Annotated in this window: 18 protein-coding genes and 2 tRNA genes; 9 read left to right on the top strand and 11 right to left on the bottom strand. The window is 67.9% G+C overall.

The window, feature by feature from the left end:
• Nucleotides 1-112: 112 nt before the first annotated feature.
• Nucleotides 113-1,402 carry a serine hydrolase gene (locus tag FVE25_RS23860; protein WP_181019688.1) on the bottom strand — a complete coding sequence of 430 codons (1,290 nt, stop codon included), beginning with the start codon at nt 1,400-1,402 and terminating at the stop codon, nt 113-115.
• Between the two features lie 190 nt (nt 1,403-1,592).
• On the opposite strand from FVE25_RS23860, the gene FVE25_RS23855 reads away from it, so the two are divergent.
• Nucleotides 1,593-1,736: a hypothetical protein gene (locus FVE25_RS23855; protein WP_157249264.1), complete on the top strand. Its 144-nt coding sequence runs from the start codon at nt 1,593-1,595 to the stop codon at nt 1,734-1,736.
• 97 nt (nt 1,737-1,833) lie between these two features.
• Here the strand turns inward: FVE25_RS23855 and FVE25_RS23850 are convergent.
• The 7 genes from FVE25_RS23850 to galU form a co-directional block, all read right to left on the bottom strand.
• A tRNA-Ala gene (locus tag FVE25_RS23850) sits at nt 1,834-1,907 on the bottom strand.
• 50 nt (nt 1,908-1,957) lie between these two features.
• On the bottom strand, nt 1,958-2,563 hold the full coding sequence (gene sepX, locus FVE25_RS23845) for a divisome protein SepX/GlpR (RefSeq protein WP_157249263.1): 606 nt from the start codon (nt 2,561-2,563) through the stop codon (nt 1,958-1,960).
• A gap of 136 nt (nt 2,564-2,699) precedes the next feature.
• Nucleotides 2,700-3,344: a GNAT family N-acetyltransferase gene (locus FVE25_RS23840; protein ID WP_157249262.1), complete on the bottom strand. Its 645-nt coding sequence runs from the start codon at nt 3,342-3,344 to the stop codon at nt 2,700-2,702.
• Between the two features lie 40 nt (nt 3,345-3,384).
• On the bottom strand, nt 3,385-3,861 hold the full coding sequence (locus tag FVE25_RS23835; protein ID WP_157249261.1) for a MogA/MoaB family molybdenum cofactor biosynthesis protein: 477 nt from the start codon (nt 3,859-3,861) through the stop codon (nt 3,385-3,387).
• Entirely contained in the window at nt 3,858-4,325 is a 468-nt protein-coding gene (gene moaC, locus FVE25_RS23830; protein ID WP_157249260.1) for a cyclic pyranopterin monophosphate synthase MoaC, read from the bottom strand. The genes FVE25_RS23835 and moaC overlap by 4 nt, the downstream gene beginning before the upstream one ends.
• Nucleotides 4,322-5,509, bottom strand: coding sequence for a molybdotransferase-like divisome protein Glp (gene glp / locus FVE25_RS23825; protein WP_157249259.1), 1,188 nt, complete (start codon nt 5,507-5,509; stop codon nt 4,322-4,324). Before glp ends, moaC begins: the two co-directional genes overlap by 4 nt.
• Nucleotides 5,496-6,398, bottom strand: a complete 903-nt coding sequence (gene galU, locus FVE25_RS23820) for a UTP--glucose-1-phosphate uridylyltransferase GalU (protein ID WP_157249258.1) — start codon at nt 6,396-6,398, stop codon at nt 5,496-5,498. The genes glp and galU overlap by 14 nt, the downstream gene beginning before the upstream one ends.
• Nucleotides 6,399-6,431: 33 nt before the next feature.
• Here galU and FVE25_RS23815 point away from each other — a divergent pair, with 33 nt between their 5' ends.
• From FVE25_RS23815 to FVE25_RS23805, 3 genes are all read left to right on the top strand, one after another.
• Entirely contained in the window at nt 6,432-6,992 is a 561-nt protein-coding gene (locus FVE25_RS23815) for a 5-formyltetrahydrofolate cyclo-ligase (RefSeq protein WP_157249635.1), read from the top strand.
• 22 nt (nt 6,993-7,014) lie between these two features.
• Nucleotides 7,015-8,517, top strand: a complete 1,503-nt coding sequence (locus tag FVE25_RS23810; RefSeq protein ID WP_157249257.1) for a potassium/proton antiporter — start codon at nt 7,015-7,017, stop codon at nt 8,515-8,517.
• A 68-nt stretch (nt 8,518-8,585) separates the two neighbouring features.
• On the top strand, nt 8,586-8,879 hold the full coding sequence (locus tag FVE25_RS23805) for an FmdB family zinc ribbon protein (protein WP_157249256.1): 294 nt from the start codon (nt 8,586-8,588) through the stop codon (nt 8,877-8,879).
• A gap of 1 nt (nt 8,880) precedes the next feature.
• Here the strand turns inward: FVE25_RS23805 and FVE25_RS23800 are convergent, their stop codons facing one another.
• Nucleotides 8,881-10,848 (bottom strand): MFS transporter, encoded by a 1,968-nt coding sequence (locus FVE25_RS23800; RefSeq protein WP_157249255.1) that lies wholly within the window; start codon nt 10,846-10,848, stop codon nt 8,881-8,883.
• 129 nt (nt 10,849-10,977) lie between these two features.
• Here FVE25_RS23800 and FVE25_RS23795 point away from each other — a divergent pair, with 129 nt between their 5' ends.
• Genes FVE25_RS23795 through mscL form a run of 3 tightly spaced genes read left to right on the top strand, consistent with a single transcriptional unit; the run spans nt 10,978 to nt 12,739 of the window.
• Nucleotides 10,978-11,778, top strand: coding sequence for an S-methyl-5'-thioadenosine phosphorylase (locus tag FVE25_RS23795; protein ID WP_157249254.1), 801 nt, complete (start codon nt 10,978-10,980; stop codon nt 11,776-11,778).
• Nucleotides 11,775-12,317, top strand: coding sequence for an SAF domain-containing protein (locus tag FVE25_RS23790; RefSeq protein WP_157249253.1), 543 nt, complete (start codon nt 11,775-11,777; stop codon nt 12,315-12,317). Before FVE25_RS23795 ends, FVE25_RS23790 begins: the two co-directional genes overlap by 4 nt.
• Before the next feature lie 23 nt (nt 12,318-12,340).
• Nucleotides 12,341-12,739 (top strand): large conductance mechanosensitive channel protein MscL, encoded by a 399-nt coding sequence (gene mscL, locus FVE25_RS23785; RefSeq protein WP_157249252.1) that lies wholly within the window; start codon nt 12,341-12,343, stop codon nt 12,737-12,739.
• Here the strand turns inward: mscL and FVE25_RS23780 are convergent.
• Both FVE25_RS23780 and FVE25_RS23775 read right to left on the bottom strand, forming a co-directional pair.
• Nucleotides 12,736-13,773, bottom strand: coding sequence for a M15 family metallopeptidase (locus tag FVE25_RS23780; RefSeq protein WP_157249251.1), 1,038 nt, complete (start codon nt 13,771-13,773; stop codon nt 12,736-12,738). The genes mscL and FVE25_RS23780 overlap by 4 nt on opposite strands.
• 281 nt (nt 13,774-14,054) lie before the next feature.
• Nucleotides 14,055-14,471 (bottom strand): hypothetical protein, encoded by a 417-nt coding sequence (locus FVE25_RS23775; protein ID WP_157249250.1) that lies wholly within the window; start codon nt 14,469-14,471, stop codon nt 14,055-14,057.
• Nucleotides 14,472-14,623: 152 nt separating this feature from the next.
• Between FVE25_RS23775 and FVE25_RS23770 the strand changes: the two genes are divergently transcribed.
• Nucleotides 14,624-14,696: transfer RNA gene (locus FVE25_RS23770), tRNA-Arg, on the top strand.
• 478 nt (nt 14,697-15,174) lie between these two features.
• Nucleotides 15,175-15,594, top strand: coding sequence for a restriction system modified-DNA reader domain-containing protein (locus FVE25_RS23765; RefSeq protein WP_157249249.1), 420 nt, complete (start codon nt 15,175-15,177; stop codon nt 15,592-15,594).
• Nucleotides 15,595-15,768: the final 174 nt, after the last annotated feature.

The raw sequence follows: 15,768 nt of genomic DNA, 5'->3' as shown, positions 1-15,768 counted from the left end.
CCGCACCTCGTCGCACAGCTGCGACCCGCGCGGGCACCTCCTCGATCGCGCACCCTGGAACTGGCCATCCTGGCGCTGTGCAAGCACCACGCACGTCAAACTGCCCGGAAGCTCAAGGCCGGCGAAGCATGGCACGATCACAACCTGACGGTACGCGGTGACCGTTGTGGCCGTCGTCCGCCTGAGGGAGGAGATCAGGCGGCGGGGCGGGCGATGACGTCCTGGCCAGCCCATGCACCTCCACCATCAGCCGGTCGCCGTCGCGCGTGACGTCCATTGTGGAGGTGCGTCCCATGTACCGCATTGTGTAACGGCCGGCGTACCGGTCGAGGACGGCAGGGTCGACGGTGACGAAGACCCGCCGGCTGGGCAACTCGTAGGGCTCGCCGCAAGCGATCGCCGCCAGGGCGGCCTCGATCTCGGTGAACGCGGCGTTCTCGATGTTGGACAGCACGGTGACGAAGAGGTCGTCGCGACGGTAGTGCGCCGAGACGCTGACGAAGCCGATGGTGCCGCCCGAGCTCTCGACGCGGTCCCCGCGTACCGCACAGCCGTACCCGTAGCCGATCCCGTCGGCTACCGCGTGTGGCTTGACCAGCTCCGCGAGCGATGCAGGGCGCAGCAGGCGAGGTAGGCCGCGGTTCCATCGATGCAGGTCCTCGACCGTCGAGTGCAGGGCACCCGGCTCGAACAGCAGGGGCCGATCCTTGAAGTCGGCGATGAGCGACGCTCTCATGCGCGGCGTTCCCATGATGTGAGTGAAGCCCTCAGTCGTGACGTAATCGGGGATGCCGGAGGTGTTGGTCAGCAGGTGGTGCAGCGTGATCGCGTCGCCGTCCGGGTAGCCAGGCAGGTGGCGGCCGATCGGATCGGCGACGCGGAGGCTGCCCTGCTCCTGCAGCCGCAGGAGCGCGATCGCGGTGAAGGTCTTGGTCTGGGAACCGATCCTGAACGCCGTTCGCGACGTGTTGGGCACGGCGTGCTCGCGATCGGCGAGGCCGTACCCCTTGGCGAAGAGCCGCCGGTCCCCGCGGGCGGCCAGCACCGCGCCTACACCGATCAAAAGATCGAACACTTCGCCCGCCCGATCCGCGAGCTCGGCTATCAACCAGTCCTGGACTACAAACCCAACCAGCGCGGCCTTCCAGGATCCGTTCATGGCGCCCTGCTCATAGACGGCGGCCGCGGTCCGCAAACAGTGCCCCGGAGCAGGGACCTCTCTTCCACCCTGAGCTGCCCGCGCCTGGAGCGCCTTCACCAGCAACTCGCCCGTGGACCGAACCCGATCGATCTGGCCAATGCCCGGCAGCGAGCCGCCCATCGGGCGGCCAAACCCCGCGTCCTGCCTCCGGCCCCGGACCTGCCAGTGGCCCACCATCTGCTGCCAGCAGACGGTCACCATCCGGCCTGGAGATCTCGGCCACCTGGACAAATTCCGCCAGGACCTGCCCTACCTCAAGAGCCACTTATGGGCCTATCCGAGCGCAGACGGAGAGCTTGAACGGGCGCATCCAACGCTTCGATCACGACCTGGCAATCCGAAAAACCGGCTCGCCCACGGCCGCGTCGCCCAGCCCATCCTGACCGCCCTGATGGTCACAGTCGCCAACGACCACTTCCCCGACGGCTGGCGGGCCATGCACCAGCCCGACCTTGAACGCGTCCCCGAGGACGCCCTCGGGCCGACCACCATCGAGGTGATCATCAAGGCGTTCAACTCCGTCCGGTCCTGCTGAAAGGGGCCGCAGCGATGGACCAGATCCTCAAAACGCGTTGTCACTCGGGCACGAAAAAGGCCACTTCTGATCATCCAGAAGTGGCCTCTGACCTCGGTGGAGATGAGGGGATTCGAACCCCTGACCCCTTCGATGCGAACGAAGTGCGCTACCGGACTGCGCTACATCCCCAAGGACTCGACCAGGTTAGCAAACTCCCAGGGGTCCTCGCGCCACTCATTTCAGTCCCCCACCGCCCGCCGAGGCGGTTCGGCGTACTGATCGAAGAGCACGTCCGGTTGCCGAGCCGTGAACTCGATGATCTCGGCCTCGGCCCGCTCCGCCTCCAGCCGCCGCTGCTCGCGTACCCTCCGGCGCCGCTCGGCGCGCGCCTGGTTGGCCCGCTGGCGGCGTTCCTGATCCACTTGTACGGCGATGCGCAGGAACACCAGGTAGGCGGCCGTCACCACGAGGGAGGGCACCACCCCCCACCAGGGCATCATCCGCACGGCGGCCGTCACCAGCGAGGCGATCACGAGCAGCGCGGTGAAGAACAGCAGCCTGCGGCGCCGGGCGACGATGATGGCCCGGCGCTTGGCCCGGAACGAGCGTGGGTCGACGGCGGGTGCCGGGATGTCGTCCAGGGTGTATTCGCCGGTGTCCGCCTGGTCCATGAGCGAGGCGCCTTGGACCTGCTCGAGGTCGGGGAGCTGGTGTTCGCCGGTGTAGTACTCCTCTTCGAGCTCGGCCAGCTCGGCGAGGTTCGTCTTGTCGCGGCGCAGCCACATGGGTACGAGGACGCACAGCCACATGACGACGATGGCGAGATAGAGGAGGGCGCTGCTCACGACCACCTCCGGACCAGAATGCGGGCAGCAGGAAAACGCCTGGGACTTCTTGGCGTCTTCGATGTGCTCACGTCACGCACCGTAAGACCGCGTGTCACTAATTGACTAGCATTCGATGCGGTGTGTCGCGAGATCGTCAAACCTCTTCTACCGGAGACCCTCCGTGAGCGGCTGACTCACGGGCGCGACGCCACTGTACGAGCAGCCCGCCGGGAACATCTTCGACGGTCAGCGCATAGCAGATGTGGTCGCGCCAGGCTCCGTCGATGTGGAGTTGGCGACGCCGAATGCCTTCTTCCCTGAATCCCAGCTTCTCAACCACCCTTCTGCTGGCCTGGTTTTCGGGCCGGATGTTGGCTTCCAGGCGGTGCAGGCCGGTGGTGAAGAAGCAGTGGTCGACGGCCATGGCGAGGGCGGTGGGGGTGATGCCGCGGCCGGCGAGGGCGCCGTCGATCCAGTAGCCGACCTGGGCGGAGCGCGCGGAGCCCCAGACGATGGCGCCGACGGTCAGCTGACCGGCGAAGCGGCCCTGGTAGGTGACCACCCAGGGCAGCGCCATCCCTTGCCTGGCCTCTCGCCGCAGGGTGCCGACCATGGACACGTAGGGTCCGAGACCGGTTTTGAACAGGGGTGTTTCGGGATTGCTCGGTTCCCACGGCCGCAGCCAGTCGGCGTTGCGCAGGCGGGTGTCGCGCCAGACCCGGACATCTCCCAGCCGCAGCGGCCGAAGACCCACCGGGCCTTCGCTCAGAGTCGCCGGCCAGCCACGAAGTCGATCCACACCCTCATCATCCCCCTATTGGGCACGATGTCGCCACGGATCAGCGCGGGTGGTCACCGCCGCGGATCTGCTCCACCGCGTGCTGAAGGATGGGCGCGAGTACGGCGACGCCGTCCCGCACTCCGCCGCTGGAGCCGGGCAGGTTGACGATGAGCGTGTTTCCCGCTTGTCCCGCCATGCCACGGGAAAGAATCGAGGTTGGCACTTTTTCGCGATTCGCCTGTCTGATGGCCTCGGCGATGCCCGGAATTTCACGGGAAATTACCCGGGCGGTTATTTCCGGCGTCAAGTCCATCGGCGTCAGCCCGGTGCCGCCGGTGGTGACGATCACGTCATATCCGCCCGCGACTCCGTCACGCAGCGCAACCTCCACGGGGTCGCCGTCGGGCACCACGACGGGGCCGGACACGTCGCAGCCCGCCTCCCCCAGCAGCGAAACCAGGAGAGGTCCCGATTTATCGGCATACACCCCGGCGGAGGCGCGGTTCGAGACCGTGATCACCAACGCCCGGATCATGGCCGCGTCCAGTGGCCGGTCTTGCCGCCCGTCTTCTCCTCGACCCGCACGTCGGTGATCACCGCCGCCGGGTCCACCGCCTTGACCATGTCGATCAGCGCCAGCGCCGCCACCGAGACCGCGGTCAGCGCCTCCATCTCCACGCCCGTGCGATCGGCGGTCTTCACCACGCAGGTGATGTCCACGCCCGCGTCCACGACCTCGAGCGTGACCTTCACCCCGTGCAGCGCGATGGGATGACACAGCGGAATGAGGTCGGGCGTGCGCTTGGCGCCCATGATGCCGGCGATCCTGGCCACGCCCAGCGCGTCGCCCTTGGGCACCTCGCCGGAGCGCAGCAGCGCCACCGCCTCTTCCGACAACAGCACGCGGCCGGTCGCGGTCGCCGTGCGGGCGCCGACGTCCTTGGCCGAGACGTCGACCATGCGGGCAGCGCCTGATTCGTCCAGATGGGTGAAACTCACAGCCTGATCACCTGCACAGAAGCCCCTGCGGGCACCTCGGTTACGTCCTCGGGGACCACGATGAGGGCGTTGGCCGAGGCCAGCGCCGCCAGCTGATGGGAACCCTGCCCGCGGGCCGGCGTCACCGTGCCGTCGGCCGCCAGCACGCCACGCAGATAGGAACGCCGCCCGGCCGGCGACCGCAAGGGGCCCGTGACCTGGGCGGAGACCGACTCGGGCGCCCCGGCCGGCAGGCCGCGCATCTTCCGCAACGCCGGCCGTACGAACAGCATGAACGAGACGAAGGACGAGACCGGATTGCCGGGCAGCGCGAAGATCGGCACCTGGTCGTCGCCCACGACGCCGAAGCCCTGGGGCATGCCCGGCTGCATGGCGACCTTCTCGAAACGGACCGTGCCCAGCGGCGACAGCGCCTCCTTGACCGGCTCATAGGCGCCCATGGAGACGCCGCCGCTGGTGATGATGGCGTCGGCGCGGACGAGCTGGGCGTCGAGCTGCTCCAGGAAACGGGCCGGATCGTCGCCCACGGTCGTGGCGCGGTAGCCGTCGCCGCCGCTCTCGCGGACGGCGGCGGTGAGCGTGAAGCTGTTGGAGTCCCAGATCTGGCCGGTGCGCAGCGGGAGTCCGGGTTCGACCAGTTCGGCGCCGGTCGAGAGCACGACGACGCGCGGGCGCGGGCGTACCCACACGCGGCGGCGGCCCACGCCCGCGACGATGCCGAGCTGCGCGGGGCCGATCACCGTGCCCGGCCGGAGCACGACCTCGCCGGCCTGCACGTCCTCGCCCGCGCGGCGGATGGCGTTGCCGGCCGGCGCGCTCTGGCCGATCGTGACCGAGACGGTGCCGCCGTCGGTCCATTCGACCGGCACGACGGCGTCCGCGCCGGCCGGCACGGGCGCGCCGGTCATGATGCGTACGGCGTGGCCGGGCCCGACGGCACGCAGTTCGTCGGATCCGGCGGCCACGTCGTCGATCACCGGCAGCGTGACCGGAACCGCCTCGACATCGGCGGCACGTACGGCATAGCCGTCCATGGCCGAGTTGTCGAACGGCGGCAGCGGCACCGGCGCGCTGACCTCCTCGGCCAGCGTGGTGCCCAGCGACCGCTCGAGCTCGAGCTCGAGCGGCGCCAGGGTGCGTACCGTGGCCAGGATCTCGGCCAGGTGCGCGTCAACCGATTTCACGGAGGAACTCCCGCAACCACGGAACGAACTCTGGGGCAAGATCGGGGCGGTCCGCGGCGAACTTGACCACCGTGCGCAGATAGTCGAGTTTGTCACCGGTGTCGTAGCGGCGCCCGCGGAACAGCACCCCGTGCACCGGCCCGCCCTCCGCCGTGGAGCGGCCGGCCAGCGTGCGGAGCGCGTCGGTCAGCTGGATCTCGCCGCCGCGGCCGGGCGGGGTGTTCTCCAGCACCTCGAAGACGGCCGGGTCGATGACGTATCGCCCGATGATGGCCCAGTTGGAGGGCGCCTCGGCGACCGGCGGCTTCTCCACCAGGTCGGTCACCCGGACCACGTCGTCCTCGTCGGTGGCCTGGATGGTGGCCACGCCGTACAGGGAGACCTGCTCCTCGGGGACCTCCATGAGCGCGATCACGCTGCCGCCGTAGGCGCCGCGGACCTCGATCATGCGCTTGAGCAGCTCGTCGCGGTAGTCGATGAGGTCGTCGCCGAGCAGGCAGGCGAACGGGTGGTCGCCGACGTGCTGCTTGGCGCAGAGCACCGCGTGGCCGAGGCCCTTCGGCTCGCCCTGCCGTACGTAGTGCAGGGTCGCCAGCGAGGCCGGCTCGCGGACCTGGGACAACCGATGCTCGTCGCCCTTGGCTTCGAGCACCTCCTCCAGCTCGAACGCGCGGTCGAAGTGGTCCTCGATCGACCGTTTGTTCTTGCCCGTGACCATGAGGACGTCGAGCAGCCCGGCGGAGGCGGCCTCCTCGACGACATACTGGATCGCGGGCTTGTCGACGATGGGCAACATCTCCTTGGGTGTCGCCTTGGTCGCCGGGAGGAACCGGGTGCCCAGACCCGCGGCGGGCACGACGGCTTTCGTCACAGGGTCGAAGTCAGCCATGAGTAGACCCTAGTGGAGGTACCTGTGGACAAGATGAAGCTGCGCCGCACTCTGATCCGGGCGCGCACGTCCCTTTCTCCCGAGCAACGCCGGGCAAACGCGACAAGCATTCGGGAAACCCTCCTTGATCAGCCGTGGGTGCAGATGGCCGGGCTGGTGGCGTGCTACTGGTCTACCGGTTCCGAGCCCGAGACGCATGGCCTTGTCTTCGCTCTGTGGAAACACGGCGCCACAGTGATCTTGCCTGTGCACAAAGCCGACGACGACCTGGACTGGGCGGTTTACGACGGACCGGATACCCTCACACCCGGACGTTCTGGGATCATGGAGCCCATAGACACCAAACGCGGCGTGGACGCGATCCGCACCGCCGCGCTGGTGATCGTTCCCGCGCTCGCCGTGGACGCCAGGACCGGCGTACGGCTGGGCCGCGGCGGCGGTTCCTACGACCGCGCCCTGGCCAGGGTGGGACCGAACGTCCCCATCGTGGCCCTGCTGCACGACGGCGAGCTGATCGACGGCGTACCCGCCGAAGCCCACGACCAGCGCGTCCGTTATGCAGTGACTCCTGCGGGACTCACTAGGCTTATGTGACTACAAACAGGGAGGGGGCCAGATGACCGTTGAGTTCTGGCTCCTTCTCGGTGGCGCCGTCTTCATCGCCGCCATCGCCTCCGTCCGCATCGCCCACCGCAGCGGCCTGCCGAGCCTTCTGCTCTTCCTCGGCCTCGGCCTGGTGCTGGGCGAGGGCGGCATCGGCATCCAGTTCGAGGACCCGATGCTGGCCAAGCACATCGGGCTCACCGCGCTGGCCGTCATCCTGGCCGAAGGCGGCCTGACCACGAACTGGAACCACGTTCGCCGGGCCGTACCCCTCGCGCTCATCCTGGCCACGGTCGGCGTGGCCGTCAGCATCATCGTGGTCGCGCTGGCCGTCACCGGGCTGCTCGGCATCGACTGGCGCACCGCGCTCATCGTGGGCGCGGTGCTGGCCTCGACCGACGCGGCTGCCGTCTTCTCCGTTCTGCGCCGATTGCCGCTGCCGTCGCGCCTCGGGGGCATCCTGGAGGCCGAGTCCGGGTTCAACGACGCGCCCACGGTCATCGCGGTGGTGCTGCTCAGCCAGTTCAGCAAGCCGGTGCCCGGTATCGGGGAGTTCATCCTGCAGACCGGCATCGAACTGCTCATCGGCGCCGCCGTCGCCCTGGCCGTCGGCCCCATCGGGGCGTTCGCGCTGCGCCACGTGGCCCTGGCCGCCTCCGGTCTCTATCCGCTCGCGGTGCTGTCGCTGGCCTTCCTGGCGTACGGCGGGGCCGTACAACTGCATGGTTCCGGCTTCCTGGCCGTCTACATGACGGCGTTGATCCTGGGCAACGCGCAACTGCCGCACCGGGCGGCGACCAGGGGGTTCGCCGAAGGGGCCGCCTGGCTGGCGCAGATCCTGCTGTTCGTCATGCTCGGGATGCTGGCCAGCCCCAACGAGCTGCCGGCGGCGATCGTGCCCGGCCTCATCGCGGGCACCGTCCTGGTGCTCCTGGCCAGGCCCGTCTCGGTCATGGTCTCGGCGGCGCTGGCCTGGGCGGCGCGGCTGGGCCGTACAGGATGGCGGGAGCAGGCGTTCCTGTCGTGGGCGGGGTTGCGCGGCGCGGTGCCGATCGTGCTGGCCACGATCCCCTGGGCGGCCTCGCCGGACTCCAAGGGCATCTTCAACATGGTCTTCGTCGTGGTGATCGTGTTCACCGTGGTCCAGGGGCCGACGCTGCCGTTCGTGGCGCGGGTGCTGGGCGTCGGGGCGCCGGGCGAGGTGCACGACCTTCAGGTGGAGTCGGCGCCTTTGGAGGAGCTCAACGCCGACCTTCTGCAGGTCAAGGTGCCTCCCGGCTCCCAGTTGCACGGTGTGGAGATCTTCGAGCTGCGGTTGCCGGCCGGGGCGGCGATCACGCTCGTCGTGCGTGAGGGCCGCTCGTTCGTGCCCGCCGGCACCACGAGGGTCCGGGCCGAGGACCAGCTGCTGGTCGTGACCACCGCGAGCTGCCGCGAGGAGGTCGAGCGCCGCCTGCGCGCGGTCAGCCGCCGGGGCAAGCTGGCCGGTTGGTACGGCGAGCGGGGTCTGGAATGAAAGTTTGCCCCCATCGGTTACCATTAGCAGTCGCCACGGTCGAGTGCCAATCGCAAGAGGAGGAACGCGTGCCCACCTACCAGTACGTCTGCAACGACTGCGGGCAGCCTCTCGAAGTCGTTCAGAAGTTCTCCGATGACGCTCTGACCGTCTGCCCCACCTGCGAGGGCAGCCTGCGGAAGATCTTCTCGGCCGCTGCCATCGTGTTCAAGGGGTCGGGCTTCTACAAGACGGACAACCGGTCGTCGTCCACGTCCGCCACCACGACCTCCTCCACCGAGAAGAGCTCCACCTCTTCCGAGAAGTCGTCTTCCACCTCTTCCGAGAAGAGCGCCGCCGCTCCCGCGGCAGCTTCCAGCTGAATCACGCCGGCCGGTCGGCGTCCGCGCCGAGCAGCTCGGGCGCGATCCGCTCACACAGCTGCCGCAACTGCGGACTCGGCCCCCAGTCGGCGACCAAGCTCTCCAAACCGGCCCTGGCCTGCTCCAGCAGGCGCTCCGCGGCTTGATCGCCCGTCTCGGTCAGCCGCAGGGAGTCGCCGTCGGGCGAGCGCGTGACCAGACCGCGCTCGGTCAGCCTGTCCACGTACGGCCGGCCTTCCCGCCTGGTGACGTTCGCCCGTTCTGCCAGGTCTGCCGCCTTGACCCAGCCCTCGCCGCCCAGCCTGGCGATGACCCAGACGCTCTGGGGAGGGAGGCCGTCCAGGCCGGTCAGCCAGGCCAGCCGTACGTAGTAGTCCTTGCGCAGGTCGGCGTCGGCCAGCCGGACCAGGCCCCTTTCCACCTCCGCGAGCGAGGAGCGCTCGGCGGAGGTCGCGCCCATGCCCTCGCCCAGGTCCACGGCCTTGGTGGTCTCGCGCAGGCGGTGTTCCGGGATGAACCAGGACAGCAGGAACGCCACGAACAGGATGGGCGTGCCGACCAGGAAGACGTGGGCGATGGCGTCGGCGTAGACGTGCAGGAACTCCTGGGCCAGGGGGGCGGGGAGCTTCTGGATCAGGGTGGGATCCTTCTGGACGTCTGCCGGGTTGACGCCGGGTGGGAGCTTGGTCGTGGCGATTAGTGCGGATATATCAGCATTGAGGCTGGTGGTGAAGACCGAGCCGAGTACGGCGACGCCGAATGAGCCGCCGATCGAGCGGAAGAACGTGGCGCCGGAGGTGGCCACGCCCAGGTCGTCGAAGTCGACGGCGTTCTGCACCACGATGACCAGGACCTGCATGGTCAGGCCCAGGCCGATGCCCAGGACGAGCAGGTCGACGCTCATGGCCAGGGTGCTGCTGGTTTCGGTCAGGCCGGAGAGCATGAGCATGCCGATGGTGGCGATGAAGGTGCCAGCGATCGGGAAATATCGGTACTTGCCGGTGCGGGAGATGATTTGTCCGCTGATGATGGACATTGTCAGCATGCCGAGCATCATCGGGAGCAGGTGCACTCCGGACAGCGTCGCGCTTACGCCGTGAACCGTCTGGAGGTAGAGGGGCAGGTATGTCAGGGCGCCGAACATGCCGAAACCCACCACGAAGCCGACGAGGGACGACATCGTGTAGGCGCGGAGCTTGAAGAGCTTGAGGGGCATGATGGGCTCGGCCGCCCGCTTTTCCGCGAAATATGCGGCGATGAGGAGGGCGAGGGCTGCGGCGGCTAGTCCCGAAATTTCGGGACTCAGCCACTCGTAGGTGGTTCCGCCCCAGGTCGCGATGAGGACCAGGCAGCTCGTGGCGCCGCCGATCAGCACCACACCCGCGTAATCGATCTTGTGCTTGGTCTTGGTGGCATGGCCGGGCAGCACGGCGGCGATCACGAACAACGCCACGGCGCCGATCGGCAAGTTGATATAGAAGACCCAGTGCCAGGACAGGTGGTCGACGAACAGGCCGCCGAGCAGGGGCCCGACGATGCTGGAGACGGCGAAGACCGCGCCGAAGAACCCCTGGTACCTGCCGCGCTCCCGGGCCGGCACCACGTCGCCCACGATCGCCTGGGCCAGCACCATCAGCCCGCCGCCGCCCAGCCCCTGCAGGGAACGGAACAGGATGAGCTGCATCATGTTCTGACTGAGCCCGCACAGCGCGGATCCGATGAGAAAGATGATGATCGCGCCGAGGAACAGCCCCTTGCGGCCGTACTGATCACCCAGCTTGCCCCACAGAGGCGTGGAAACCGTGCTGGCCAGCATGTAACCCGTGACCACCCACGACAGCTGCTCCAGGCCGCCGAGGTCGCTCACGATCGTCGGCAGGGCCGTGGAGACGATCGTCTGGTCGAGCGCCGCCAGCAGCATGCCGAGCATGAGCGCGACGATGATGAATCCCAGGCCCTTGTGCCGCATACCCGAGATCGTACTGTGCGTAGTCGTTTGACCACCTTCCGGAGTGGCGCTATCCACAGCCGCACCGTTGTCCACAGAACCGCGCTCTGCCTCATCCGCACCCCGATCTCTCCCGCTAATGTCTGCGGCATGCGTGCAGACATCGGCGTCATCGGCGGTTCAGGCTTCTACTCCCTGCTCGACGATGCGGAGGAGGTCTCCCTCACCACGCCCTACGGCCCACCCAGCGACGTCGTCACGGTCGGCCGCATCGGCGAGCGTTCCGTGGCGTTCATCCCGAGACATGGACGCGACCATCGCTTCCCGCCCCACCGCATCCCCTACCGCGCCAACCTGTGGGCGCTGCGCTCGCTGGGCGTCCGCCAGGTCCTGGCCCCCAGCGCCGTGGGCTCCCTGCGCACCGAGCACGGCCCCGGCACGATCGTGATCCCCGACCAGATCGTCGACCGCACCTCCGGCCGCGTGCAGACGTACTACGACGCGGGCGGCGCCGTCCACGTGTCCTTCGCCGACCCCTACTGCCCGTCCGGCCGCGCGGTCGCCGTGACCGCCGCCCGCGCCACCGAGTGGAACGTCGTGGACGGCGGCACCCTCGTCGTCATCGAAGGCCCGCGCTTCTCCTCCCGGGCCGAGTCGCGGTGGTTCGCCGGCAACGGCTGGACGATCGTCGGCATGACCGGCTTCCCCGAATCCATCCTCGCCCGCGAACTCGCCCTCTGCTACACGACCCTGTCCCTGGTCACCGACCTCGACGCGGGCGTGGAGGCCGGCGAGGGCGTCACCCACGACGAGGTCATGGCCTTCTTCGCGCAAAACGTCGTCCGCATGCGCACCCTGGTCGCCGACACCGTGCAGGCCCTGCCCGAGGAGCGCACCTGCGCCTGCGGCTCCGTCCTCGACGGCATCAAGCTCCCCTTCGACCTGCCGTGAAGCGCCGCCTGCTGGCCGCGGTCCTGGCCGCGGTCGCCACCTTGACCGCCCTGCTCGCACTGCGCCCGCCGGCAGGCACCGAGATCCTGGTCGCCGCGCGAGACCTGTCCCCCGGCACGCTGCGCCCCGGCGACCTGCGTCCGGCCCGGGTCAACGCACCACCCGACGGCGCCCTGCGCGCCCACCCCGCGGGCGCCGTCCTGGCCGTCCCGATGCGCCGCGGCGAGCCCCTGACCGACGTACGCCTCCTCCATCCGGTACGGCTACCGCCCGGCCTGGTCGCCACGCCGGTGCGCATCGCCGACCCCGATGCCGCCGCGCTGATCGCACCCGGCTCCTCGATCGGCGTCCTGGCGGCCTGGGAGGGCCAGTCGGCCCAGTTGGTGGCCGACGACGTGAAGGTGCTGTCCATCCCCAGAGCCACAACCGACCACGGCGCCCTCGTCGTCCTGGCCACGACCCCCACGCAGGCCGGCCAGCTGGCCGCCGCCCAGACAGGCGGGCGGCTCAGCATCATCCTGAAACCTGACTCTGCGTGATCTTTCGATTACGATCTCTCGGCATGAGTGGATTCAAGAAGTTCCTGCTGCAAGGGAACGTGATCGACCTGGCCATCGCGGTGGTCATCGGCGCCGCCTTCACCGCCATCGTCAACTCGTTCGTGGCCGACCTGCTGACGCCGCTGATCTCCGCCTTCGGCGGCCTGCCCGACTTCTCCTCGCTGAAGTTCACCATCGGCCGCTCCAGCTTCAACTACGGCAACTTCGTCAACGCGCTGGTCTCGTTCCTGATGGTCGCCGGGGTGGTGTACTTCCTGATCGTCCGGCCCTACACGTCCTACAAGGACCGCAGGGCCGCGGCCGAGGAGGCGACCCACCGAGCCTGCCCCGAATGCCTCACGGAGATCCCGAAGGCCGCGAAGCGCTGCCCCGCCTGCACCTCGGAGCTGACCTCCGTCTAGATCAGCGGGTCGATCTTCGGGTCGTACTCCCAATGCCAGGGTTCAAACGGGCTGCTGTACGCCCAGTCCGGGTGAAACCACCCATACCGCTTGCCGTTTTTCTCAAGCCAGTTGAACTCGGCCGAGCGGAACCTCTCCACCCCTCCACACAAGTCCACGGCCAGCCCGAACCCATGATTGCTCCGCCCCGGCACCGCCGCGAACCCCGGCCGCCGGTAGTAAACGGACTGCTGCTCGGCCAGGCTCCGATAAGCGTCGGTCACGCACATCTGCCGCCCGAACTGCTTGCGGAACGCCTCGTTGAGGCTGACGAACGCGATGGCCGCATCGGCCCGCAGCAGATGCCCCTTCTGCTGCAGCGGGCAGAGGAACGTCCGCGGAATGAGCCCATTGGGATAGTCGGTGGCCGTGGTGATCCGCAGCGGGTTGCACGCCAGCGCAGCCCGCCCGACCTTGTCAATCTTGATGCCCATCTTCACGAGCGCCGTGGTCAGCGACTTCACGATCTTGTCCGACCGCGCCCGCAACGTCTCGATCTCGGCCGCCATCTGCGCCTCGGCCAGCAGGTTCCCCGCCCTGAGCTCCTGGGCGTCGGCCGCCAGCCGCTCGGTCTCCTGATAGAGCCGGCTGGTCTGCTCCACGGCCATCTGCCGAACCGCGACGATCTGGCTGGCATCACTCATCGCCCGAAGCGTCCCGACCCCGGCCTCCCCCGACAAGAACGGCACGATCCCGTCCCCGCCGATGGGCTGCTGATAAAAGAGCTCGGCCAGCCGCGAGACCGGCTCCCGCATCTCACCAAGCTGCCGCTCCGCCGCCTCAAGCGCCCGCAGCTTCGCCTTGAGCTCCTTCTCCGCCTTGACGAAGCCCGTCCGCCGCTGCTCCAGCACCTTGGTGGCGTCCTCAAGCTCCTTGGCCGACTTCTCAGCCTCCTGCCGAAGCTCGGTGAGATTGGTCGGATCCTTAACCTGCCCCACAACGACAGGAGGAGCCGCGACCTCCGCCCGTACCGGGGGTGCGAACAGTGAAGTCATCGCCACGACGACCGCGATCAGACCCGCTGATCGAGGAGATGGCACGTTCGACCCCTCCGTTTGCACACTCGTTACCTAGGTCAGGCACGCACGTTACTACAGCCCCCTGAGTGCCCGGACCCAACTCCGGAGAGCGGCTATATCCCGTTTGCGGGTTTTAACCCACATCCCCGCCACGCTCCCCACAGTTCACTAGGCGTCCACCACGCCCTCAACCGCTTTGACCCAAAGTTGGACGCGCCGCCCGCCGTACCTGGTGTGCAGTTATCCCTTTCCTCCGCTCAGGCAGGCCCCCGCTCGTGCTCCCGGCACAACTCCCACAGCCAGGTCTCCTCCCACTCCCCCGGACACGCCGCCTCCGCCACCCGCCGCACCGGCGGCCGCGCCTCCCGCCGAACCACCACCTCAGGCTCCCGCACCACCGGTTTGGCCGCCTTGGCAACGACCTCCGGCGCCCTGACCCGCCGCGCAGGCACGTTCCCCTCATAGGTAAGGTCAGCCCGAGCCGGCGCCGGCACATAAACCGGCTCAAACGCCAGCCCCGCCGCCTCCGCCTCCACAGAAGCACCCCCCGGCACCACCTCCGCAGCCTCGTACCCCGTCCGCTCCCCCACCAGCAGCCCCCCGGCCAGGATCGCCGGCGCCAGCATCGCCACCACCAGAACGGTGGGCCTTTGTTTACGTCCCCTGTTCGTCACGCGGGAGACGCTATCCACGCACCATGATCGACCAGGCGATCGCTTGCGATCCCTTTACTCCACCCCGTCCCACCCCTGACCCACCGGCCGGGCAACTCACCCGCGGGGCTGTGGCCCATGCGGTCCCAGACTTCGCTAGGCTTGTCGCGTCCGCCTCCGTAGCTCAGGGGATAGAGCACCGCTCTCCTAAAGCGGGTGCCGCAGGTTCGAATCCTGCCGGGGGCACTCTTCCGATCAGGCATTTCGGCCTCTGACCTGCGGTTTTCCTGCCGCAGGTCTTTTGCTTTCCAGACACCAGATAGGTCGCCAAGCGCACCCATGTGCAGCCATAGGACCTTGATCACGGGATATCATCGGGATGATCTTGACCGCGTTTTCCCATGTCGACACCCTTATGGGCCTTCAGCGCACATGCGGAGATGCCGCCGCTAGCCAGATCACACCGATTTGCTCATGAACCCCGTTGGCGAACCAATCGGGCCACCGGGCCTACCCCACCAGGCCGGTCATCTTGCTGCGCCGCCCGCATCAATCGTCGATGTGTGTGCCGCGACCCTCTGAGAACACTTACGAGGCATCAGCTACTCACAGTATTCAGCCCAGCACCTCCGTTCCAACATTGCATTGCAGCCCATTGCCTCCAAAACTGTAAAACTGATACATTTCAAGTCTCCAAGTTTGCCAGCTGAAACAGGAGGCGGCATTGCCGAAGATCGACATCGACAACGAGGTCTACAAGGCCCTCCAGGACGAAGCCGAGCCCTTCGTGGAGACAACTCCCAACGACGTGCTTCGGCGCATCCTGCTGGGCGTCCGCAGCAAGAACGTCGACAAGATCGACATGGACCCTGATGAGAACCGTCCCGGAGTGCTGCGACGCCTTATTGATCAAGACCTTCTCGCGGCCGGGGACAGGCTCGTATGGAACCGCCCGCGGATCGGCGAGACTCACTACGCGATCGTGCTTGCGGGCGGCTGCATCCGCATTAGTACGGGCGAGGTGTTCACGAAGCCCTCTCCGGCCTGCAAGAGCCTCATCGGCCAAGAGACCGACGGCTGGTCGGCGTGGCATCGCGAAAGCGACAATCGCTCCCTAAAGGATCTTCGTAGCGATCTGAGGTAATTCCCTCGACGAGACAGCGTCATCGACAGATGCGATGGCGATCGTGTACATCGGTACTGGTCACAGGTGCCTTTTGCAATCGGCGCGCTTAGGAAGGAACCATGGATACGCAACCCCCTGCTGGCCCAGACACCGCCCGGCCCTTGTGGCTGGCGGTCGCCGTGCTGTTCTCTC

It is taken from the genome of Nonomuraea typhae, assembly GCF_009760925.1.
GTDB lineage: Bacteria > Actinomycetota > Actinomycetes > Streptosporangiales > Streptosporangiaceae > Nonomuraea > Nonomuraea typhae.
This window is presented reverse-complemented; position numbering and strand designations above follow the sequence as displayed.